This window comes from Nonomuraea sp. N2-4H (assembly GCF_045291505.1).
GTDB lineage: Bacteria > Actinomycetota > Actinomycetes > Streptosporangiales > Streptosporangiaceae > Nonomuraea > Nonomuraea fastidiosa.
Genome location: NZ_CP147987.1, coordinates 1,874,172 through 1,895,853 on the forward strand (window position 1 = coordinate 1,874,172; position 21,682 = coordinate 1,895,853).

Here is a 21,682-nt window from a genome sequence, read left to right on the forward strand (position 1 = left end):
TGACGCGTGACAGTGATTCTCCCCCGTGTCCGCACACGGGGCGATCGAGCGAGGAGTTCATCCGTGGGTAGTGGCAACGCGATCCGTGGCAGCCGAGTCGGCGCCGGCCCGATGGGGGAGGCCGAGCGCGGCGAGGCAGCTCCGAGAGTGCGGGTCTCGTTCTGGTGCGCCAACATGCACGAGACGCGCCCCAGTTTCGCCAGCGACGCGGCGGTCCCCGAGCTGTGGGATTGCCCACGTTGTGGTCTCCCAGCCGGCCAGGACGAAAAGGCGCCGCCCGCCCCGCCGAAGAACGAGCCGTACAAGACGCACCTTGCGTACGTGAAGGAGCGCAGGAGCGACAAGGACGGCAAGGCCATCCTCGAAGAGGCACTGGAGCGCCTGCGCAGCAGCAAGTCCTCCTCCTCCTTCTCCTCCTGACGATGGGCGAAGGGGCCCCGGCGAACGCCGGGGCCCCTTCCGCTTGCCCGGCTTGCGCTTGCCCCGGGGCACGGGCCGGGGTGCGGGCTCAGGCGCGTTCGTAGACCGCCTCGCCGTCCACGAACGTCATCCGCACCCTGGTCGTCCAGATGTCGCCGGGCGGCAGCTCGAACGGGTCGCGGTCGAGCACCACCAGGTCGGATGGCCGTCCCGGCTCGATGCGCCCGGCCGGTGAGCGGTTGATCCAGGCCGAACCCTCCGTGTACGCCGTCATCACCGTCGCCAGGTCGATGCGCTGCTCGGGCAGGAACGGCGTCTGCGCCGTCGGGTAGCCGGCGTGCACCGAGCCGCCCGGCTCCGTACGGTTGACCGCCACATGCATCCCCTGCAGCGGGTCTGCGTCGGAGACCGGCCAGTCGCTGCCCGCGCACAGCCGGGTGCCGCAGGCCACCAGGTCCGCGAACGGGTACTGCCACGACGAACGCGGCTCCCCGAGGTAGGGCAGGGTCAGCTCGTCCATCTGCGCGTGATGGGTCGCCCACAGCGGCTGCAGGTTGGCCGTGACGCCGAGCGCGGCGAAGCGCGGCACGTCCGACGGCTCGATGATCTGCAGGTGCGCGATGTGGTGCCGGTTGGCCGGATCGGTGCCCTCCAGGCTGTCCAGCGCCTCGCGCACCGCGCGCTCGCCGATGGCGTGGAAGTGCACCTGGAAGCCGAGGCGGTCCAGCTCGGCGACGTACTCCTTGAGCTTGGCCGGGTCCACGTACGACAGGCCCGTGCCCCCGCACAGGCAGTACGGCTCCAGCGTGGCGGCGGTGAAGTTCTCCGTGATGCCGTCCTGCATGATCTTGACCGAGGTGGCCCTGAACCGCTCCAGCCCCTCCGCCGACGCGCGCCGCGCCACCAGGTCCTCGATCTGCTCCAGGCCGCGCGTGCGGTCCCACCACAGGGCGCCCACCACACGCGCCCGCAGGCGTCCTGAGCGGGCCGCCGCCAGGTAGGTGGGCAGCGGGTCGCCGGAGCCCGCGTACGAGCCCACGATGGCGTCCTGCCAGCCGGTGACGCCCAGCGAGAACAGGTGCCGCTCGGCGTCCGCCAGCGCGTCCTGCAGGTCCTGGGCGGTCGGGCGCGGGGTGAGCAGGCCGACGAGGTTCATCGCGCCCTCGTGCAGGACGCCCGTCGGCTCGCCGTTCGCGTCCCGCTCGATGCGGCCGTCGGCGGGATCGGGGGTGTCGCGGGTGATGCCGGCGCGTTCCAGGGCCCGCGTGTTGACCCAGGCGGCGTGGTGGTCGCGCTGGATCAGGTACGCGGGGCGGTCGAGGAAGCCGAGATGATCGCGGTGGGGGAGACCGCCGGGGAAAGCCGACATGTCCCATCCGCCGCCATCGATCCACTCTTTCTCCGGATTTTTCGCGGCATAGTCGGCGATCTTTTCTTTGTACGCGTCTAGGCCGAAATCTTCGGACAAGTCGCACTTTGCGCGTTCAAGGCCCGCCTGAATCGGGTGCATGTGCGCGTCCGTGAAACCCGGCACCAGCAGACCGCCGTCGAGATCCACCGTCTCGTGCGGCCCGCGCGCCAGCTCCCCCTCCGGCCCCACGGCGGCGATCACGCCGCCCCGCACCAGCACGGCCTCGGCCACGACACCGTCGGGGGTGAAGACCCGGCCGCCTCGGAAGAGGATGTTCATCGAGCGTCGTCCTTTCTCGCAGTCGCTCCATCTTGCCCCCGCCGGCATCGGGAGGAGCGTTTCGTCGGCGTTGCCGGGCCGTTCGGCGCGATCTTGCCCCCGCTCGCAGGGGAGGAGGGCCGCTCTGGGCGACGATCTGAGCGAGGGGGAGCCGGTTGAGGTCTCGCTTCCGGCGTCTGGGAAGGGCAGAGGCAGGGCGGTCCGAGTGGGCCCGCGATGCGGGGAGGCGCAGGCTGGAGCGCTGTCAGAGGGGGCTGTACAGCGCAGCATGAGGGAGCGGTGGGGCACGGAATGAGCTCCCGAAGCGCGGTGCGGGGACGGGACTGGAGCGGGGAGACAGGGCTGGAGCGCTGCTAGAGGGAGTGGTGCAGCGCAGCATGGGGGAGCGGTGGGGCACAAAATGAGCTCTAAAGCGTTGGTGCAGGTAGATCCCAGAGGGCCGGCCCGCGACGGTCACGAGGCAAGAGGCGTGAGCGCGGGTGCTGGTCGGGAGTCGGGCGCGGAAGGACAGGCAGGCGGTTGGCGGTGGCTGGGTGCATGGCGACCAGGGGGATCGAGGAGGTGCCTGGTTGCGACGCGGGGCCCCATGCCAGGGATGCTGCACCGGCTGCGGGTGCCGACCGGCTCGCGTGCGGAGGGGGTGGAGTTGCTTCTGGTGCGCGCTTGGCGGCGGTGGCCCAGGGTGGTGGCGCGCCGGCGTAGATGGTCGGCGAGGAGCGGCGGCTGGGGCCGTGCTGGGGCTCTGGCGGCTGAGGCTGTGCTGTCGGCGAGCCCTGGCGTGGGAGGTGGCTGTGCCGGAGACGTGTTCGTGGGGTCGGTCGCCGCCGTCACGGGAGGGTGACGCGGCTGGGGGAGGGGCGGCGCGGCGAGGTGGGCTGTGGTGCCGCGCGGTCGGGCGGGCTGCGGCTCGGCGCCGGGCAGTCGGATCGGATCGGCTCGTGTCGGTGGCCGGTGGCCGGTGGCCGGTGGTCGGTGGTGCTTCGGTTCGGTCAGTGATGGGTGGTGGGTGGTCGGTGGTGGGATGCCGACATGTCGGTGACGCCGGTGGTGCCACAGGGGTCGCGAGGTCTGTCGGGGCCCGCCGGTCTGTGGGTGCCGACGGTGGTGTGCGGCCGGCGGGTGGCGCTGGTCCGGAAGCTGGCGCGGGTGGGATAAGGATGACATTGCGCGATATAAGCGGACATCTCGCGATGAATCACGCGATGTAAACACATCGGTAGCGGCCGCGTAACAGCTTTCCGTCATGCTCTGACGCATGGGATTCTTGCGCATTCGCACCACGGTGGACGAGCGGCCCGGACGCCTGGCCTCGCTGGCGGCGGCCCTGGCCGACAGGGGCGGCAACATCCTCGGCCTGAGCGTCCAGTCCGATGCCGAAGGCACCGTCGACGAGTTCGTCACGGACATCCCCGCCGCACCCGAGACCGTGCGCGAGGCGCTGGAGGCGGCCGGTGGCCGCCGCGTCCAGGTGGTGGCCGCCACCGCCCACGAGCTGACCGACGAGCCCACCCGGGCGCTGCTGCTGGCCTCCAGGCTGCGCTCGATGCCGTGGCGGCTGCCGGAGCTGCTGGCCGAGCTGCTGCGCGCGGACGACGCGCGGTGGATCTATGGTGAGGCCGTGAGTGATCTACCCGACCCGACCCAGCTCGTCGTGCCGGTCGCGCCGAAGCGGGCGGTGCGGCTGCGGCGCGCCGAGCTGCCGTTCACGCTGACCGAGGCGGCCAGGGCGGCCGCCTTCGCGAGGCTCGCCCAGCCCGCGCCCGAGCAGACCGCCCCCGAGCGCGCGATCAAGCTGTCCGACGGCGTGGAGGTGACCGTGCGGCCGCTCACCTCCATCTACCGCGAGGCCGTACGCGACCTGCACGACCGCTGCTCGCCCGAATCGCGCAGGTTCCGCTACTTCACCGCCATGCCGACGCTGCCGCCGCGCATGTTCGACCGGCTGTGCGACAGGAGCAAGGGCTACTCGCTGGTCGCCGGGCACGACGGGCAGGTCGTGGGGATGGCCAACCTGCTGTTCACGCCCGACCCGGGCATCGCGGAGATGGCCTTCCTGGTCGAGGACCGCTGGCAGGGGCGCGGCCTGGGGACGGCGATGGCGAGGATGCTCGTACGCGCGGCGGCCGACCTGGGCTACGCCGAGGTCAAGGCCTCGATGCTGTCGGACAACGCGAGGATGCGGCGGCTGATGATCTCGCTGGGCGCGACGCTCGGCTACACCGACGACCCCGGCGTGGTGGAGGCCCGGCTTCCTGTGGGCGCGGTGGTGCCCGTCTGACACCCGGGCCGCCGGACTCCGTCCCGCTGGGCGCGGGCGAGGACAGGTTCTAAGCTGGCGAGGGTGACGGCGACGACGACGGCGGGCGCGCGGACACAGGAGCAGCTGCGGCAGCGCAACCTGAGCGAGGTGCTGCGGCGCGTGCACAAAGAGGGAGCGGTGTCGCGGGCCGCGCTGAGCCGCTGGATGGGCCTCAACCGCAGCACCATCATGGACCTGACCGCCGAACTCGCCGCTGCCGGGCTCGTCCGCGAGGGCGTCCCCGACCGCAGGGGCCGCGCGGGGCGGCCGTCCATCGTCGTCATGCCCGAGCAGGAGAGCCTGTACGGTCTCGCGTTCGACGTCGCCGTGGACCGGCTGATCGCGGCCCGCGTGGGGCTCGGCGGACGGGTGCTCGCCCGGCGCGAGGCCGTACGCGCCCGCGCGGGCGTGGACCTGGAGGACGTCGTCGGCGTCCTCGCCGCGTTCGGCCGCGAGCTGGTGGCGGAGGCAGGTCCCGACGCGTTGTGCGTGGGCATCGGGGCGTCGTACTGCGGGCTGATCAGGCGAGCCGACGGCACGGTCCGCTACGGGCCGCACCTCGGCTGGGTGGACCAGGCGTTCGGGCCGGAGCTCGCCGCCGGGCTCGGGCTCGGGCTGCCGGTCGAGGTGGGCAACGAGGCGCACCTGGGCGCGGTCGCCGAGCACGTACGCGGTGCGGGCAGGGACGTCGACAACCTCATCTACCTGCACGGCGACGTCGGCGTCGGCGGCGGGATCATCGTCGGCGGCAGGCTGCTCGACGGCGACGGCGGCTACGGCTGCGAGCTCGGGCACATGCTGGTCAACCCCTTCGACGGGCGCCCCTGCCTGTGCGGGTCGCGCGGCTGCCTGGAGGCGGAGGTGGGCGAGGAGGCGCTGCTCGGGTACGCCGGACGCGCCGGCGAGCTGTTCGGCCGCGAGGGTATCAGAGCCGTCGTCGCCCTGGCCGCCACCGGTGACGCACGGGCGCGGGACGCGCTCGACCGGGTCGGCGACTGGCTCGGCGTCGGCATCGTCAACCTCATCAACCTGTTCAACCCGGCGCTGGTGGTCTTCGGCGGCATGCTGCGCGACGTCTATCCGGGCGCCGCGCCCCGGGTCAGGGAGCGCGTGGACGCCCACGTGCTGCCGGTGTCGCGCGAACGCGTCCGCCTGGCGGTGACCGCGCTCGGCGACGACACCACGCTCGCCGGGGCCGCCGAGCTGGCCTTCGCCAACCTCCTGGAGAACCCACTCGACACCTTGGCCGCCCTCCGCTGACCTTCGGGGCGTCGATGTTCGGTTCCCGTGGTGGCGTGATGGGGGTCGCCGGTCGTGGGTGGATGGCGCCTTACGGTCGCGGGAGGTGCCGGCAGTCCGGTGGCGGGCCGGCAGCCGGTGCTCGGCCGGATGGGCGTCAGCCGGTGCCGGTGGCGTCCTCGCCGTTCGCGTCGTCCCGGCTCTCGTCGTCCCTCGCCGTGCCCTCCCGGCTCGCTGGTGCGGGCGGCTCGTCGCGTTTGATGCCGAGGTGGCGTTCGATCCGATCGAGGCTCTCCTGGATCTGGGTGAGCTGCTCCTGCAGCGTCGAGCCGCCTGCGGCGAAGATCTCGGACGGACGTTCCCTGGAGCCGCGGCTGAGCCGGTCGAGGACGCGCCGGCGTACGTCCGCGGGCTCCACGCCCGCGTCGGCGAGCGCCTGGGCGGCCGGGCCCTCGCCCTCCCTGATCAGGCCCAGCAGGATGTGCTCGGTACCGATGTAGTTGTGGCGTAGCTGCAGGGCCTCGCGCAGCGACAGCTCCAGGACCTTCTTCGCGCGCTGCGTGAAGGGGATGTGCCCGTGGGGCTCCTTGGCACCGTGGCCCATCTCCTGCTCCACGAACGCGCGTACGCGCTCCAGCTGCACGCCGCACTCGGTGAGCACGAGGGACGCGAGCCCTTCGCCCTCGTGGATGAGACCGAGCAATATGTGTTCAGTGCCGATGTAGTCGTGGTTCATCATCCGCGCCTCCTCCTGGGCGAGGACGACGACCCTGCGCGCACGGTCGGTGAATCGCTCGAACACCGGGGGCCTCCGTTCGGCTGGGGCTGTCTCCACTATGCGCTAGAAAATCGGCGGCGGAGGGTATTTGTCCTGTGTGGATCTCGATGAGGTGGCCGATCGCCTGTACGGGGTGCCGCCGCCGGAGTTCACCGCCGCCCGCGCGGAGGAGGCCCGCGCGGCGAAGGAGGCGGGCGACGTACGGCTCTCCCGCGAGATCGCGAAGCTGCGCAAGCCCACGGTGTCGGCGTGGGCGGTGAACCGGCTCTCCCGCGAGCATCCCGACGAGCTCCGCGAGCTGCTGGAGGTGGGGGAGCGGCTGCGCGCGGCCTGGCGGGAGCAGGACGCGGACGCGCTGGCCGAGCTGGCCCGGCTCAGGGGTGAGGTGACCGCCAAGGTGGGCCGGCTGGCCAGGCGGGCGGGTGACCTGTCGGCCGCCGCCGCCACCGAGGTGGACCAGACCCTGGACGCCGCCCTGGTGGACGGGGAGGCGGCCGAGGAGGTACGGCGGGGGCGGCTGGCCAAGCCCCTGCGGTACAGCGGCTTCGCCCCCGCGCCCGTCACCCGCGAGCGTCCGCCGCGAAGGAAGAAGAGCGGCGGAGACGAGGCGGACACGGCCGAGGAGGCGCGCAGGCGGGAGGAGGAGACCGCCAGGAAGGCCAAGGAGCGCGAGGAGGCCGAGGCGGCGCACCGGGAGTGGGCGGCGCAGCTGGAGACCGCCCAGAAGGAGCACGACGAGCGCGCGGGGAAGGTGGCTCGGCTGGAGAGGAAGCTGGCCAAGGCGCGTAAGAAACTCGAGGACGCCAGGCAGCGGCTCGAAGTCGCGCGCCGCGAGGAACGCCACGCCCGGCAACGGCTGGAGCGGTGAGCGGGCGGCGCGGCGGCCCGCGATCATGCACGTCGGTGCTGGTCACCGCCTCAGCGCGACTCGGCCCGATAATCTGACAAACTTGTGTGAGATTCAGCGCTAAAACCTGTCCTTTCGGGATACGCCGGTCTTATGGTCGTCCGCATGACCCTCGACGACTTCATCGACGCCCTGCCCAAGGTCGAGCTGCACGTTCACCACGTCGGCTCCGCCTCGGTCCCCACCGTGCTGGAGCTGGCGCGCCGCCACCCGGGCAGCGGCGTCCCCACCACGGAGGAGGAGCTGCGCCGCTTCTACACCTTCCGGGACTTCCCGCACTTCGCCCGCGTGTACGCGGCCGTCAACGCGCTCATACGCGAGCCCGAGGACGTCGCCGCGCTCGTGCTCGGCCTGGCCCGCGACCTCGCCTCCCAAGGCGGGCGGTACGCGGAGCTGCAGGTCACGCCGTACGCCCAGCACGTGGTCGGCCTGCCGATGCGCGCGGTCACCGAGGCGCTCGACCTGGCCGCCCGCGACGCGCTCGCCGAGCACGGCGTCGAGATCGCCTACATCTTCGACATCCCCGGCGAGTACGGCGAAGAGGCCGCCAAGGTGACGCTCAAGCACGCGCTCGAAGAACCTCCCACCGCGTTGGTAGGTTTCGGCATCGGCGGGATCGAACAGGAACGCCCGAAGTACCGCGACGCCTACCGCGCCGCGTTCGCCGCCGCGCGGGCGGCCGGGCTGCACAGCGTCCCGCACGGCGGGGAGATGACCGGGCCGGAGACGATCTGGGAGGTCGTGGAGCACTACGGCGCCGAGCGCATCGGCCACGGCATCAACTGCCTGGCCGACCCCCGGCTGGTGGCGCATCTGCGGGAGACGCAGATCCCGCTCGATGTCTGCCCGACGTCCAACCTGTGCACGGGACAGATCGCCCGTATCGAGGACCACCCGCTGCCCCGGCTGCTGGAAGAGGGGCTGTACGTGACGCTGAACAGCGACGATCCGCCCATGTTCGGCACCACGCTGGCCGACGAGTACCGGGTCGCGGCCCGGGTGTTCGGCTTCGGCCGGGAGCAGCTCGCCGAGCTGGCACGGAACGGGGTGCGGGCGTCGTACCTGGCGGAGGAGCGCAAGCAGGCACTGCTCACCGAGATCGACACCCTCGCGGCCGCACCCGGCTGAGCGTGCACCACGTCGGCCGCCCGGCGTCCGGCGCCACGGGGAGTGAGCCACACGTCGCCCGGGCGGAGCAGGGAGCTCCCCGCGAGGGGAGCGAGCCGCGGAAGCCCTCCACAAGGCTCTCAGGGACGCTCGAAGGCTCTGGCGGCAAAGCCGAGGCCCCCAAGGCCGCACCTCGCGCAAGGTGGGCTCTGGGGGCCTCTGAAAGGGTCTGACCGGGTCTCAGGAAGCCGCCGGGCACGAGGCTTCCCGGACGCGGCGGATCACGGGGATGCGAGGCGGCCGAGACCCGGCGGGATCTTGGCCGCCGCCGCGCGGTCGAGCAGGAACAGCGTCCGCCCGCGCCCCCGCGCCCCCGCCGCCGGCACCTGCACGGGCCCGGAATCGGACAGCGCCATGCGCACCGCGCCCGCCTTCTCCTCGCCCGCCGCGACCACCCACACCTCGCGCGAGGCCTGGATGGCGGGCAGGGTCAGGGAGATACGGGTGGGCGGCGGCTTGGGCGAGCCGTGCACGGCCACCACCGGGCGGGTGTCGTACAGGGCCGGCATGCCGGGGAACAGCGACGCCACGTGGGTGTCCGGCCCCATGCCGAGCAGCATCACGTCGAAGGCGGGCACCGGCCCGTGATCCTCGGGCCTGGCGGCCTTGCGCAGCTCGGCGGCGTAGGCGTCGGCGGACTCCTCGGCCGTCATCCCCGAGTCGGGGCCGCGCATGACGTGCACCCGCTCGGGATCGACGTCGACGTGGTCGAGCAGCGCCTGGCGGGCGCCGGTCTCGTTGCGCTCCTTGTCGCCGTCGGGCAGGAACCGCTCGTCGCCCCACCAGATGTCCAGGCGCCGCCAGTCGACGGCGTCCCTGGCCGGCGTGGCCGCGATGGCGGCCAGCGTGGCGGTGCCGATCGTGCCGCCGGTCAGCACGATCGACGCAGAGCCCTTGGCCGCCTGCGCGTCGACCAGCCGCGTGATGATGCGCGCCGCCACGGCGTTGGCCAGGACTTCGGCGTCACGGTGCACGACGATGGTGGGCACGCTCACTTTGCTCATCCCTTGAACGTCCTCGCGAAACGCTTGACCGCGGCCTCGTAGATCTCGTCGCTGTCGAGCCTGCGCAGCTCCTCGGCCATCAGCTCCGAGGTCTGCCGGCGGGCCAGCGCCACGGTCCTGTCCGGCTGGCCGGGACGCGAGAGCGTGGCCACGCGGGCGTCGTTGCGCACGACCGACAGCTCACCGCCCGCGGCGAGCTGCAGGCGCACGGCGGTCAGGCCGGGACCCGCCGAGTCGACGACCTTGACGGAGCAGCCCAGCCGCTCCGACAGCCAGGCCGCGAGCAGCGGCGCGCTCGGGTGGCCGGCCGCGGCCTCGACCGTGCCCTTGCGCACCTTGCCCACCGGCTGGTCGAACGCGGCCGCCAGCAGGCTGCGCCACGGCGTGATCCGAGCCCAGGCCAGGTCGGTGTCGCCGCGGGCGTACCCCTTGGCGCGGGTCACCAGCGACTTGACGCCGCCGTCGTCGAAGCCCTTGGCGTCGGTGATGCGCCGCTGCGCCAGCGCCCCGATGGCGTCCTTGGACGGCACGTCGGGCGCCGCGCCCGGCCACCAGGCCACCACGGGCGTGTCGGGCAGCAGCAGCGGGCTGACGACGGAGTCGGCGTGCTCGGTCAGCTCGCCATACAGGCGCAGCACCACGACCTCGCCGGGCGTGTTCTCGCCGATGCGCAGCTCGGCGTCCAGCCTGATCGGCTCGTCCTCCTCGCGCTTGATCACCACGATGATGCGCGACGGGTGCTCGCGGGCCGCCTCGGTGGCCGCCCGCAGCGCGTCGTACTGGTGGCGCTCCTCGCAGACCACGACGAGCGTGAGCACCATGCCGATGGCCGGCGCGCCCATCTGGTGACGCAGGTGCGTGAACTGGGCGGCGATCTTGCCTGCCGTGGTGTCGGTCAGCATGAAGGTCGTCATGTCAGAGCCTCCTCCACACGCGGCCGTCGCGGGCCATCATCGCATCGGCCGACGTGGGACCCCACGAGCCCGACTCGTACGGCTCCGGCTGGCCCTGCGTGGCCCAGAACTCCTCGATCGGGTCGAGGATCTTCCACGACAGCTCCACCTCCCGCTGGTGCGGGAAGAGCGGCGGATCGCCGATCATCACGTCGAGCAGCAGCCGCTCGTACGCCTCGGGCGACGACTCCAGGAACGACTCGCCGTAGGCGAAGTCCATGGACACATCGCGCACCTCCATCGCCGTGCCCGGCACCTTCGAGCCGAAGCGCACGGTGATGCCCTCGTCCGGCTGCACCCGGATGACCAGGGCGTTCTGGCCGAGGATCTCGGTGTCGTCGGCGCTGAACGGCAGGTGCGGCGCCCGCTGGAACACCACGGCCACCTCGGTCACCCGGCGGCCGAGCCGCTTGCCGGTGCGCAGGTAGAACGGCACCCCGGCCCAGCGCCTGTTGGCGATCTCCAGCTTGATCGCCGCGTACGTCTCGGTCGTGGAGTCGGGCGAGATGCCCTCCTCCTGGAGGTAGCCGACGACCTTCTCGCCGCCCTGCCAGCCGGCGGCGTACTGGCCGCGCGCGGTGTTGAGCGCCAGGTTGGCCGGCAGCCGCACGGCCTTGAGCACCTTCTCCTTCTCCCGGCGCAGCGAGGCCGCCTCGAACGAGGTCGGGTCCTCCATCGCGACGAGCGCGAGAAGCTGGAGCAGGTGGTTCTGGATCACGTCGCGGGCGGCGCCGATGCCGTCGTAGTAGCCGGCCCGGCCGCCGATGCCGATGTCCTCGGCCATCGTGATCTGCACGTGGTCGACGAAGCTGCGGTTCCAGATCGGCTCGTAGAGGTTGTTGGCGAACCTCAGCGCCATGATGTTCTGGACCGTCTCCTTGCCGAGGTAGTGGTCGATCCGGAAGATCGAGCTCTCGGGGAAGGCCGAGGTGGTGATCTCGTTCAGCTCGTGTGCCGACTTCAGGTCGTGGCCGAACGGCTTCTCGATCACCACGCGCCGCCAGGAGCCCTCGGGCGCGTCGGACAGGCCGGTGCGCTTGAGCTGCTCCACCACCACGGGGAAGAACTTCGGCGGCACCGACAGGTAGAAAGCGTAGTTTCCGCCGGTGCCCCGGGTCTCGTCGATCTCGGCCAACGCCATGGCGAGCGCATCGAAGGCGCCGTCGTCGGAGAACTCGCCGGGCACGAAGTGGATGCCCTCGCGAAGCTGCTTCCAGACCTCCTCACGGAACGGCGTCCTGGCGTGCGCCTTGACGGCCTCGTACGTCAACTGGGCGAAATCCTGGTCCTTCCAATCGCGCCGGGCGAAGCCGACCAGCGAGAAGCCGGGTGGCAGCAGCCCCCGGTTGCCCAGGTCGTAAATCGCCGGCAGCAGTTTGCGCTTGGCCAGGTCACCCGTCACACCGAACAACACCATCACGCACGGCCCCGCCACTCTGGGCAGCCGCTTGTCGCGCGGGTCGCGCAGCGGATTGGCCGCGGCCACCGCCTCGGTGGTGGACGTGCCGGCGACGGCGGACGCCACGGTGAGGGCCTCCTCCGCGGGCGCGCCCGGCGCCGCGGGTTCTTCAGGTGCCGCGGGGTCAGCGCGGTCAGTCATCTCAAGCCTCCTGTGCGGCTGCGAGCAAACGCGCGACTCCCGCCGCGCGGTCGGTCAGATGCAGGCGTACGGCAGGGCGGCCGCGGGTCTCCAGCGCCCCCAGGTCGCCCAGCGCCTGCGCGAGCTGAAGCCGGCCCAGCGTGTAGGGCCGGCCGGGAACGGCGACGTCTTCCTCCACTGCCCCCGTGATCTGCAGAAACACCCCGTTCTGCGGCCCGCCCTTGTGGTACTGCCCGGTCGAGTGCAGGAAGCGCGGCCCCCATCCGAACGTGACCGGCCGGTCGGTGCGCTGCGCGAGCAGCGCGCGCAGCGTCAGCGGGTCGGCCATCATCCAGGCGTCGGTCATCTGGTCGAAGTCGGCGCCCTCGGGCACCGGCGCGTCGAAGGCGGCCAGCCGGTCGAGATACGCCATGATCGCGAGGTAGCCGTCGCGGGGGATGGTGTGCAGCAGCTCGGCGAACAGCCCGGGCAGGTCCCTGGCCGTCGCCGCGCCGTACGCCTCGACCGGGCCGTCCACGAACGACGGCGCGCCGGTCGGCAGGTCGGGCAGGGACAGCAGGGTGTCGGTGTTGGCGGCGGACTCGGCGACGTTGGGCTCGTCGAACGGGTTGACCCGCAGCACCGCGCAGGCGAGCGCGGTCGCGTACTCCCAGACGAGGAACTGCGCGCCCAGCGGGCCGTCGACCCGCACGTCGCCGTCGTCGGAGTCGATGGCGACGACCAGCTCGTCGGAGGCGCCGTTGGGGTCGGCGCCCACCACGGGAAGGATGCCCTTGCCCTGCTTGCCGGTGGACTCGGCGACCAGCTCCTCGATCCAGTCGGGCAGCCCGTTGATGGCCGTCAGCCGGTCTTCGAGCACCAGCTTGTCGCGGCCGGCCAGCGCCGAGGCGGCGAGCGCGGCGCCCAGGTCGAGCCCGGGGTTGCCGTCCTCGCGCGACAGCAGCGGCAGCACCTCGCCGGCGTCGTCGAGCAGCCGCTCCACGTCGGCACCCGCCAGGGCGGCGGGCACCAGCCCGAACGCCGACAGCGCCGAATAGCGGCCGCCCACGCTGGGCGAGGCGGGCACGAGCTGGTCGCCGGCCCGCACGGCGTGCCGCTCCAGCGGGGACCCTGGAGCGGTGACGACCACGATGTGGCCGGCCGGGTCGAGGCCGGCGTCGGCGAAGCGCTGCTCGTAGACGCGCAGCAGGCAGTCGGTCTCGACCGTCGAGCCGCTGCGCCCCGCCACCACCACGACCGTGGAGGAAAGCCCTTCGGCCAGGGCCCTGCGCACCTGGCCTGGGTCGGTGGTGTCGAGCACGGTGAGCGGCACGTCCGCGGTGTCGCAGATGACCTGCGCCGCGAGCGACGAGCCGCCCATGCCGGCCAGCACCACGTTGGTCAGGCCCGCGGCGCGGGCCCGGTCCGCGAGCCTGCCCAGCACGGGCAGCAGCTCGCGGGAGTGGCGGGGCAGCGACAGCCAGCCGAGCCGGGCCGCCGCCTCCGCCTCGGCGTCCTCACCCCACAGCGTGGGGTCGCCGTCGGCGAGCCGCGCGGGCACGCCGTCGGCGACGAGGCGCCCCGCGACGGAGGAGGCGGCAGCGGCCACCCCCTCCTCGCGGTAAGAGACGTACATCACGGAACCAGGTTCTTGCTGACGCTTTCCAGCAGCTCGTTCCAGGACGCCTCGAACTTCTCCACGCCCTCGTCCTCCAGCACCTTCACGACGTCGTCGTAGTCGATGCCGGCGTCCTTGAGCGCGGCCATGGTGTTCCACGCCTGCTCGTAGAACGGGCGCACGGTGTCGCCCGTGATGGTGGCGTGGTCGGCCACGGCGTCGAGCGTCTTCTCCGGCATCGTGTTGACGGTGCCGGGGGCGACGAGCTGGTCGACGTAGAGCGTGTCGGGGTACTCGGGGTTCTTGACGCCCGTGGAGGCCCACAGCGGCCGCTGCGGACGCGCGCCGGCCTCGCGCAGGCGCTGCCAGCGCTCGGAGTTCATGACCTCCTCGAACGCCGCGTACGCCAGGCGCGCGTTGGCCACGCCCGCCTTGCCCTTCAGCTCCGGCTTGCCCAGCTTGTCGAGCCGCTTGTCGATCTCGGTGTCGACGCGGCTGACGAAGAACGAGGCCACCGACTCGATCGTGGCGAGGTTGATGCCCTTGGCCTGCGCGGCCTCCAGCCCGGCGAGCCAGGCGTCCATGACCGCGCGGTAGCGCTCGAGGGAGAAGATCAGCGTGACGTTGACGCTGATGCCCTCCGACAGCGCCTGCGTGATCGCGGGCAGGCCCTCCAGCGTGGCCGGGATCTTGATGAACAGGTTGGGCCGGTCGACCAGCCACCACAGCGCCCTGGCCTCGGCGATCGTCCGCTCGCCGTCGCGGGCGAGGCGCGGGTCCACCTCGATCGACACGCGGCCGTCGACGCCTCCGCTGGAGTCGTAGATCGGGCGCAGCACGTCGGCCGCCCACCGGATGTCGTAGGTGGTGATGGCGCGCACGGCCTCGCCGACGTCGACGCCGCGGACCGCCAGGTCGTGCATCTGGGAGTCGTAGGCGTCGCCCTTGCTGAGCGCGTTCGCGAAGATCGTCGGGTTGGACGTCACGCCGACGACGTTCTTCTCGCGGATCAGCTGCTCGAGGTTGCCGCTGCGCAGCCGCTCACGGCTGATGTCGTCGAGCCAGATGGCCACGCCCTGGCCGGACAGTTTGTTGAGGATCTCGCTCATTCTTCTTCAGTTTCCCGTCGTCTCGCCCTTGTCCTGACCGAGCTTGGCCAGGCTCGCCCTGGCCGCCGCCGCGACGCGCTCCGCCGTCAGCCCGAACTGCTCGTACAGCGTCTTGTACGGGGCCGACGCGCCGAAGTGTTCGAGGCTGACCACTTCGCCGTGCTCGCCGACGTACTCGTGCCAGCCGAGCGCGACGCCCGCCTCGACCGCGACCCGAGCCTTGATCGACGAGGGCAGAACCGTCTGCTTATATGCCGGATCCTGCCCGTTGAACCATTCGACACACGGCATGGAGACCACCCGCGTCGGGATGCCCTGCGACTCCAGGAGTTCGCGGCCCTCGATGGCGATCTGCACCTCACTGCCGGTGGCGATGAGGATGACCCGCGGCTGGCCGTCGGATGCCTCGCGCAGCACGTAACCGCCGCGGGCCACGCCGTCGGCGCTGGTGCCCTCGTAGACCGGGAGGTTCTGGCGGGTCAGCGCCAGCGCGGCCGGCCGGTCGGTGTGCTCAAGCACGGCCTTCCACGCGTAGGCCGTCTCGTTGGCGTCGGCCGGGCGCACCACGTCGAGGCCCGGGATCGCGCGCAGCGACCACAGGTGCTCGATCGGCTGGTGGGTGGGGCCGTCCTCGCCGAGACCGATGGAGTCGTGCGTCCAGACGTAGACGACCGGCAGCTTCATCAGCGCGGCCAGCCGCACCGCCGGGCGCATGTAGTCGGAGAACACCAGGAACGTGCCGCCGTACGGGCGGGTGCCGCCGTGCAGCGCGATGCCGTTGAGAATGGCGCCCATGGCGTGCTCGCGGATGCCGAAGTGCAGCGTGCGGCCGTAGCGGTTACCGGGGAACTCCTTGGTCTGGTACTCCTCCGGGATGAAGGACGGCTCGCCCTTCATCGTGGTGTTGTTGGACTCCGCCAGGTCGGCCGAGCCGCCCCACAGCTCGGGCAGCACCGGCGCGAGCGCGCTCAGCACCTCGCCGGAGGCCTTGCGGGTGGCCATGGAGGCGCCCGTCTCGAACGACGGCAGCGCCGTCGCCCAGCCGGCCGGCAGCTCGCGGTGCGAGATGCGGTCGAGCTCGGCGGCCCGCTCGGGGTTGGCCAGGCGCCACTCGCTGTAGCTCTTCTCCCATTCGGCGTGGTCGGCGCGGCCCCGCTGGACGATGCCGCGGGCGTGCTCCAGCACCTCGTCCGGCACGTCGAAGGTCTTGCTCGGGTCCATGCCCAGCACCTGCTTGGTGGCGGCGACCTCCGCCTCGCCCAGGGCCGAGCCGTGGATCTTGCCGGTGTTCTGCTTGTTGGGCGCCGGCCAGCCGATGATGGTGCGCAGCCGGATGAACGACGGGCGGTCGGTCTCGGCCTTGGCCTTCTGCAGCGCCTCGTACAGGGCCTGGACGTCCTCGACGTACTCGCCGCCGGCGGTCCAGTCGACGCTCTCGGTGTGCCAGCCGTAGGCCTGGTAGCGGGCGACGACGTCCTCCGACTTGGCGATCTGGGTGTCGTCCTCGATGGAGATGTGGTTGTCGTCGTAGATGACGATGAGGTTGCCCAGCTTCTGGTGGCCGGCGATGGCGCTGGCCTCGTGGCTGATGCCCTCCTCGATGTCGCCGTCGCTGACCAGGCACCAGATGTGGTGGTCGAACGGCGAGGCGCCGGGCGCGGCGTCGGGGTCGAACAGGCCGCGCTCACGGCGGGCGGCCATCGCCATGCCCACCGCGTTGCCCAGGCCCTGGCCCAGCGGGCCCGTCGTGGTCTCGACGCCCGCCGTGTGGCCGTGCTCGGGGTGGCCGGGAGTGAGGCTGTCCCACTGCCGCAGCCGCTTGAGGTCGTCAAGCGTCAGTCCGTAGCCCGACAGGAAGAGCTGGATGTAGAGCGTCAGGCTGGTGTGGCCGCACGACAGCACGAAGCGGTCACGACCGATCCAGCCGGGGTCGGTGGGGTCGTGACGCATCACGCGCTGGAACAACAGATAGGCGGCGGGGGCCAGGCTCATGGCGGTGCCGGGGTGACCCGAGCCCGCCTTCTCCACTGCGTCCATCGCCAGTGCCCGGACGACATCGACCGCCTTCTTGTCGAGGTCGGTCCACTCAAGGGCTGGCACGAGTTCGGTGCTCAAGTGCTCGATCTCCGGAATCTAGTTGTCATTGGTTGTGGCTTGTCCCGCCCGCGGCCGGTCACCTGGCGCCGTCCGGCGCCCGGCCTGCCGGCCGGTCGCAGGTCGCGCGCGCGGTGGTGCGTAGGGCCGGCCGCGAGATCGCGTGGCCCGCGCCTACACGGGACACTAACCGAGTAGGGACGGCGATCGATTCCCATTCCACCCTCGCGTGTCCATGTACGGCTCAAGCCCCCCATTGGCCGGACCGGCTCACCCTGCGACTACAGTTTGTTTGTTCGCAGGGGCGTTCCGGCGCCCGCCCAAGGATCCGCTCTAATCAGAGGTTACGCGTTGACTTCCGACAGGCTGGAAGCGCCTTGACGGTGCTGACCAACAGGCAGGCGACGGCCCCGTCACCGAAGGTGGAGGCGCCGCGCACGTTCGGCGTGGTCGTCAAGGCCTACATCGCACTCACCAAGCCGCGGATCATCGAGCTGCTGCTGATCACGACGCTGCCGGTGATGTTCCTCGCAGCGGGCGGCCTTCCGCCGCTGTGGACGTCGATCTCGGTCATGGTGTTCGGCACCCTATCGGCGGGCAGCGCCAACGCGCTCAACTGCTATGTGGATCGCGACATCGACCAGAAGATGCGCCGCACCCGCAAGCGCCCGCTGGCCAGGCACCAGGTGTCGCCGCGCAACGCGCTGATCTTCGGCATCGTGCTCGGCGTGGTGTCCACGGCCGGGCTCTGGCTGACCACCAACTGGCTGGCCGCGCTGCTGTCGCTCGGCGCGATCCTGTTCTACGTGCTGGTCTACTCGATGATCCTCAAGCGGCGCACGGCCCAGAACATCGTGTGGGGCGGCATCGCCGGCTGCATGCCGGTGATGATCGGCTGGGCGGGCATCACCGAGCGGCTCGACTGGGCGCCGCTGGTGCTGTTCGGGGTGGTGTTCTTCTGGACGCCGCCGCACACCTGGACGCTGGCCATGCGCTACAAGGAGGACTACGCGGCGGCCAACGTGCCGATGCTGCCGGTGGTGGCCACCGAGCGGCGCGTGGTGCTGGAGTCCATCGCCTACACCTGGGCGACCGTGCTGTGCTCGCTGGCGCTGTGGCCGGTGGCGGGCACCACGCTGTTCTACCCGATCGTGGCGGCCGTGCTGGGCGTGATGTGCCTGTGGGAGGTGCACCGCCTGCTGTCCAGGCTCAACGCCGGCAAGACGGGCGTGCATCTGCGGCCCATGCGCTTCTTCCACTGGTCGAACGCCTATCTGGCGCTGCTCTTCCTCGCCGTGGCGATCGACCCGCTGTTGTCCTGACTTTTCTGGCCCGGCCGTTGCGCCGGGCTTTTTCACGTTCGTACCATGCACATATGAACACCTCTTCAGATGTTGTCACGGGCCTGGACGGATGCGCGGTGCCGGAGACCGACGCCGCGCGGGTCGCGGCCACCCGCGACCGGCTCGTGACACCTGAGGAGGCGACCCGGCTGGCCGAGCTGTTCCGCCTGCTCGGCGACCCGACCAGGGCCCGCCTGCTGTACGCGCTGCTGGAGGCGGGCGAGCTGTGCGTGTGCGACCTGGCGGACGCCGTCGAGGTGTCCGACACCGCCGTCTCCCACGCGCTGCGCCTGCTGCGCACGGCCGGGATCGTGGCCAGCCGCAGGGCGGGCAGGACGGTCTACTACCGGCTGGCCGACGCCCACGTCCGCATGCTGCTCGACCTGAGCCGGGAGCATCTGAAGGAGACGGGATGAGCGGTGTGCAGCACGGCCGCACCCATGCTGACGGACATGCCCGCGCTCATGGGCACGGGCACGGGCACGGGCACGCGCTGAGCCCCGACGCCGACAGGCGGTACCTGTGGGGCGCGCTCGCGCTCATCTGCGGCTTCATGGTGGCCGAGGTGGTCGCGGGCGTGGTCGCGAACTCGATCGCGCTGATCTCCGACGCCGCCCACATGCTGACCGACGCGAGCGCGATCGCGCTGGCGCTGCTCGCCATGCGCATCGCCGCCCGCCCGGCCAAGGGCGCCTACACCTTCGGCTACAAGCGGGCCGAGATACTCTCCGCGCAGATCAACGGGGTGACGCTGCTCCTGCTCGTGGCGTACTTCGCCTACGAAGGCGTGCAGCGCATCCTGCAGCCGCCCGACGTGCACGGCCCGGTCGTGCTGGTCACCGCCGTGGCCGGCATCGCGGTCAACGCGGGCGCCGCCTGGCTGCTGTCGAAGGCGAACCGGCGCAGCCTCAACGTCGAGGGCGCCTTCCAGCACGTGCTCAACGACATGTACGCCTTCGTCGCCACCGCGGTCTCCGGCCTCGTGGTCTGGCTGACCGGCTTCCGCCAGGCCGACGCCATCGCCGCGCTCGTGGTCGCCGCGCTCATGCTCAAGGCCGGCTGGGGGCTGCTGCGCGACTCCTGCCGGGTGCTGCTGCAGGCCGCGCCCAGCGACCTCGACCCCGACGAGATCGGCCGACTGCTGGCCTCGGACGCCGACGTCGAGGAGGTGCACGACCTGCATGTCTGGACGGTGACGAGTGGCTATCCCACGCTCTCGGCCCACGTACTCGTCAGCCGCGGCTCGGATTGTCACAAAGTGCGCACGCGCCTTGCCGACCTGCTGCACGAGCGGTTCGCGATCGGCCACACGACGCTGCAGGTCGATCATGGGGTGCCGGGGCTCGACCGGCACTGCGCCGACCCACACGGACCCCGGCACTGCGATCCGTTAAAGTCACCGTATGGCGACCCGTGATCCACGCTGGGTGTTGAAGGACCGCCCGTCGTTCGCGTTGATCATCGGGCTGGTCATCACCGGCATCTGCGCCTTCGTCTCGTTCTCCTTCGACCTGATCAACGGCGCTCCGGTGCAGTTCTTCATCGCGCTCATGCTGGCCCTGGCGCCGGTGCCGCTGCTGCTCGCCGCGGTGCTGGCGCTCGACCGCATGGAGCCGGAGCCGCGCAGCAACCTCATCTTCGCCTTCGCGTGGGGCGCGGGCATCGCCGTCCTCGTCGCCGGCGTGATCAACTCGCTCAACCTGCACTACATCATCGACACCGCCAAGCTGTCGGAGGCCAGCGCCCGCAACATCGCGGCCACGTTCGGCGCGCCGGTGGTGGAGGAGACGATGAAAGGGCTGGTGCTGCTGGGACTGCTGCGCTTCCGCAGAGCCGAGCTCGACGGGCCCACCGACGGCGTCATCTACGCCAGCATGGTCGGTCTCGGCTTCGCCATGAGCGAGAACGTCAGCTACTACCTCGGCGCGCTGTCCACCTCGGGCGTCAAGGGGCTGGCCGTGACCGTGGTGCTGCGCGGGGTGCTCTCGCCGCTGGCCCACCCGCTGTTCAGCTCCATGATCGGGGTCGCGGTCGCGTACGCGGCGCAGCGCAGCGGGCCCGAGCGCACCACGTACGTGCTGGCGGGCTGGACCGGCGCGATGATCCTGCACGGCCTGTGGAACGGCCTGGCCTCCTACGGCGGCTTCCCCGGGCTCGTGGTGGCCTACCTGGCGCTGCTGGTCGTGCTGGTGGTGCTCATCGGCGTAGTGTTCAGGGACCGGCGGCGCATCGTGGCGCTCATCCAGCGCTACCTGCCGCCGTACGAGCCGACCAAGCTCGTCACCCCGGCCGACATCTACATGCTCTCGACGTTCTCCCGCCGCCGCCAGGCGCGCCAGTGGGCCCGCGCCCACGGCGGCAAGGCCGGCGTGCGCGCGATGCGCGACTACCAGCTCGCCGCCACCGAGCTGGGCCTGCTGCACGAGCGTGCCGCCCGCCACATGGTCGACGAGCACACCTTCCACGAGGAGCAGCGGGCGCTGCTCGAATGCATGAGCACGGCCAGGGCCGACTTCCCGGTGCCGTCGATGCACGCGCGCTCGGTGGCGAGGGGGTCGCCGCCGCCCGGCTACGCGCCGGGCGCCCCCACCTGAGCGCCGCCGGGCCGGGCCAGGATCTCGGTGAGCGAGACCTTGCGCGGCCCCGGGTAGACGGGGTCGGAGTGCAGGACCACGGCGTCGACGAACGCCTTGCCCGCGGCGAACACCTCGCGGGCGGCGCTCGCGTAGGTGGTGACGGCGTAACGCCTGACCGAGTCGTCACCCACCCCGAACGCCTCCAGCCCCGCCGCCCTGCACAGCGTCACCGCACGGGGAATGTGGAACTCCTGGGTCACCACGGTCACCTTCTCGGCGCCGAACACCCGGCGCGCCCGCACGCACGAGTCCCACGTGTCGAACCCGGCGTAGTCGAGCACCATCACGGCGTCCGGCACGCCCCTGGCGCGCAGGTAGTCGCGCATCGCCGTCGGCTCGTCATAGTCCGCGCGGCTGTTGTCGCCCGACAGCAGCAGCGCCCGCACCTTGCCCGCCCGGTACAGCTCGGCGGCGATGTCGAGCCTGCGGGCCAGCATCGGGCTGGGGTGGACGCCGTCGTACAGGCCCGCGCCCAGCACGAGCGCGGCCTGCGCCTGCGGCACCCGCGCCTGCCAGCCCGGCTCCTCCGCCGTCGCGCGATGTCCCGAACTGCTCAGCCAGGCCCACGTCATGGGCGCCAGGGCGAGCACGCTGACCAGGACCAGCCCCTGGTACGCCCGGCGCAGCGTCTTTCGAGAGAGGCGGACTTTTCCCAGCAAATCGCACCCTTCCAGGACCGGGGGAGTGGCGGACATCTCCCATAAACCCTGGCATATCCGATCAGAGGGCGTCGGTCTTTCCGGTGGGGGAGTGGGTTCCGGTCAGAGGGCGTCGGTCTTTCCGGTGGGGGAGTGGGTTCCGGTCAGAGGGTGGTGGTCGTTCCGGTGGGAGTGGGTCGCCGTCAGA

The 21,682-nt window shown here is 71.6% G+C and carries 17 protein-coding genes and 1 pseudogene; 9 read left to right on the plus strand and 9 right to left on the minus strand.

Annotation, left to right across the window (positions count from 1 at the left end):
* Positions 1-63 precede the first annotated feature (63 nt).
* Entirely contained in the window at positions 64-420 is a 357-nt protein-coding gene (locus WBK31_RS08520) for an RNA polymerase-binding protein RbpA (RefSeq protein ID WP_364065805.1), read from the plus strand.
* 88 nt (positions 421-508) lie between these two features.
* Here the strand turns inward: WBK31_RS08520 and WBK31_RS08525 are convergent, their stop codons facing one another.
* A complete protein-coding gene (locus tag WBK31_RS08525) occupies positions 509-2,110 on the minus strand; it encodes an amidohydrolase (RefSeq protein WP_406674583.1) in 1,602 nt (533 codons plus the stop codon).
* A 1,255-nt stretch (positions 2,111-3,365) separates the two neighbouring features.
* Here WBK31_RS08525 and WBK31_RS08530 point away from each other — a divergent pair.
* Both WBK31_RS08530 and WBK31_RS08535 read left to right on the plus strand, forming a co-directional pair.
* Positions 3,366-4,388, plus strand: a complete 1,023-nt coding sequence (locus WBK31_RS08530) for a GNAT family N-acetyltransferase (protein WP_364065800.1) — start codon at positions 3,366-3,368, stop codon at positions 4,386-4,388.
* A gap of 63 nt (positions 4,389-4,451) precedes the next feature.
* Positions 4,452-5,669, plus strand: coding sequence for an ROK family protein (locus WBK31_RS08535; RefSeq protein ID WP_406674584.1), 1,218 nt, complete (start codon positions 4,452-4,454; stop codon positions 5,667-5,669).
* A gap of 244 nt (positions 5,670-5,913) precedes the next feature.
* On the opposite strand, the pseudogene WBK31_RS08540 reads toward WBK31_RS08535, so the two are convergent.
* Positions 5,914-6,450, minus strand: a pseudogene (locus tag WBK31_RS08540) (Clp protease N-terminal domain-containing protein); the annotation flags it as partial.
* 73 nt (positions 6,451-6,523) lie between these two features.
* Between WBK31_RS08540 and WBK31_RS08545 the strand changes: the two are divergent.
* Complete coding sequence (locus WBK31_RS08545; protein WP_364065794.1) at positions 6,524-7,294, plus strand: hypothetical protein; 771 nt, start codon at positions 6,524-6,526, stop codon at positions 7,292-7,294.
* Between the two features lie 144 nt (positions 7,295-7,438).
* Positions 7,439-8,461 carry an adenosine deaminase gene (gene add / locus WBK31_RS08550; RefSeq protein ID WP_406674585.1) on the plus strand — a complete coding sequence of 341 codons (1,023 nt, stop codon included), beginning with the start codon at positions 7,439-7,441 and terminating at the stop codon, positions 8,459-8,461.
* Between the two features lie 260 nt (positions 8,462-8,721).
* Here the strand turns inward: add and pgl are convergent, their stop codons facing one another.
* Genes pgl through tkt form a run of 6 tightly spaced genes read right to left on the minus strand, consistent with a single transcriptional unit; the run spans position 8,722 to position 16,800 of the window.
* Positions 8,722-9,495 carry a 6-phosphogluconolactonase gene (gene pgl / locus WBK31_RS08555; RefSeq protein WP_364065955.1) on the minus strand — a complete coding sequence of 258 codons (774 nt, stop codon included), beginning with the start codon at positions 9,493-9,495 and terminating at the stop codon, positions 8,722-8,724.
* A gap of 5 nt (positions 9,496-9,500) precedes the next feature.
* Positions 9,501-10,418, minus strand: coding sequence for a glucose-6-phosphate dehydrogenase assembly protein OpcA (locus WBK31_RS08560; RefSeq protein ID WP_364065788.1), 918 nt, complete (start codon positions 10,416-10,418; stop codon positions 9,501-9,503).
* 1 nt (position 10,419) lies between these two features.
* The gene (zwf, locus tag WBK31_RS08565; RefSeq protein ID WP_364065785.1) at positions 10,420-12,057 is read right to left on the minus strand and encodes a glucose-6-phosphate dehydrogenase; all 1,638 of its coding nucleotides are present in this window, start codon (positions 12,055-12,057) and stop codon (positions 10,420-10,422) included.
* A gap of 1 nt (position 12,058) precedes the next feature.
* A complete protein-coding gene (locus WBK31_RS08570; protein ID WP_406675464.1) occupies positions 12,059-13,672 on the minus strand; it encodes a glucose-6-phosphate isomerase in 1,614 nt (537 codons plus the stop codon).
* On the minus strand, positions 13,672-14,763 hold the full coding sequence (gene tal, locus WBK31_RS08575; protein WP_364065783.1) for a transaldolase: 1,092 nt from the start codon (positions 14,761-14,763) through the stop codon (positions 13,672-13,674). Before tal ends, WBK31_RS08570 begins: the two co-directional genes overlap by 1 nt.
* A 6-nt stretch (positions 14,764-14,769) precedes the next feature.
* Complete coding sequence (gene tkt, locus WBK31_RS08580) at positions 14,770-16,800, minus strand: transketolase (protein ID WP_378790273.1); 2,031 nt, start codon at positions 16,798-16,800, stop codon at positions 14,770-14,772.
* Positions 16,801-17,234: 434 nt separating this feature from the next.
* On the opposite strand from tkt, the gene WBK31_RS08585 reads away from it, so the two are divergent.
* Genes WBK31_RS08585 through WBK31_RS08600 form a run of 4 tightly spaced genes read left to right on the plus strand, consistent with a single transcriptional unit; the run spans position 17,235 to position 20,794 of the window.
* Positions 17,235-18,179 (plus strand): heme o synthase, encoded by a 945-nt coding sequence (locus WBK31_RS08585; protein ID WP_364065779.1) that lies wholly within the window; start codon positions 17,235-17,237, stop codon positions 18,177-18,179.
* A 53-nt stretch (positions 18,180-18,232) separates the two neighbouring features.
* Positions 18,233-18,616, plus strand: a complete 384-nt coding sequence (locus WBK31_RS08590) for a metalloregulator ArsR/SmtB family transcription factor (RefSeq protein WP_364065776.1) — start codon at positions 18,233-18,235, stop codon at positions 18,614-18,616.
* The gene (locus WBK31_RS08595; protein WP_364065773.1) at positions 18,613-19,617 is read left to right on the plus strand and encodes a cation diffusion facilitator family transporter; all 1,005 of its coding nucleotides are present in this window, start codon (positions 18,613-18,615) and stop codon (positions 19,615-19,617) included. Before WBK31_RS08590 ends, WBK31_RS08595 begins: the two co-directional genes overlap by 4 nt.
* A complete protein-coding gene (locus tag WBK31_RS08600; protein ID WP_378790111.1) occupies positions 19,604-20,794 on the plus strand; it encodes a PrsW family intramembrane metalloprotease in 1,191 nt (396 codons plus the stop codon). The genes WBK31_RS08595 and WBK31_RS08600 overlap by 14 nt, the downstream gene beginning before the upstream one ends.
* On the opposite strand, the gene WBK31_RS08605 is transcribed toward WBK31_RS08600, so the two are convergent.
* Positions 20,770-21,495 carry a vancomycin high temperature exclusion protein gene (locus WBK31_RS08605; RefSeq protein ID WP_406674586.1) on the minus strand — a complete coding sequence of 242 codons (726 nt, stop codon included), beginning with the start codon at positions 21,493-21,495 and terminating at the stop codon, positions 20,770-20,772. The two genes, WBK31_RS08600 and WBK31_RS08605, sit on opposite strands and share 25 nt — an antisense overlap.
* Positions 21,496-21,682 lie beyond the last annotated feature (187 nt).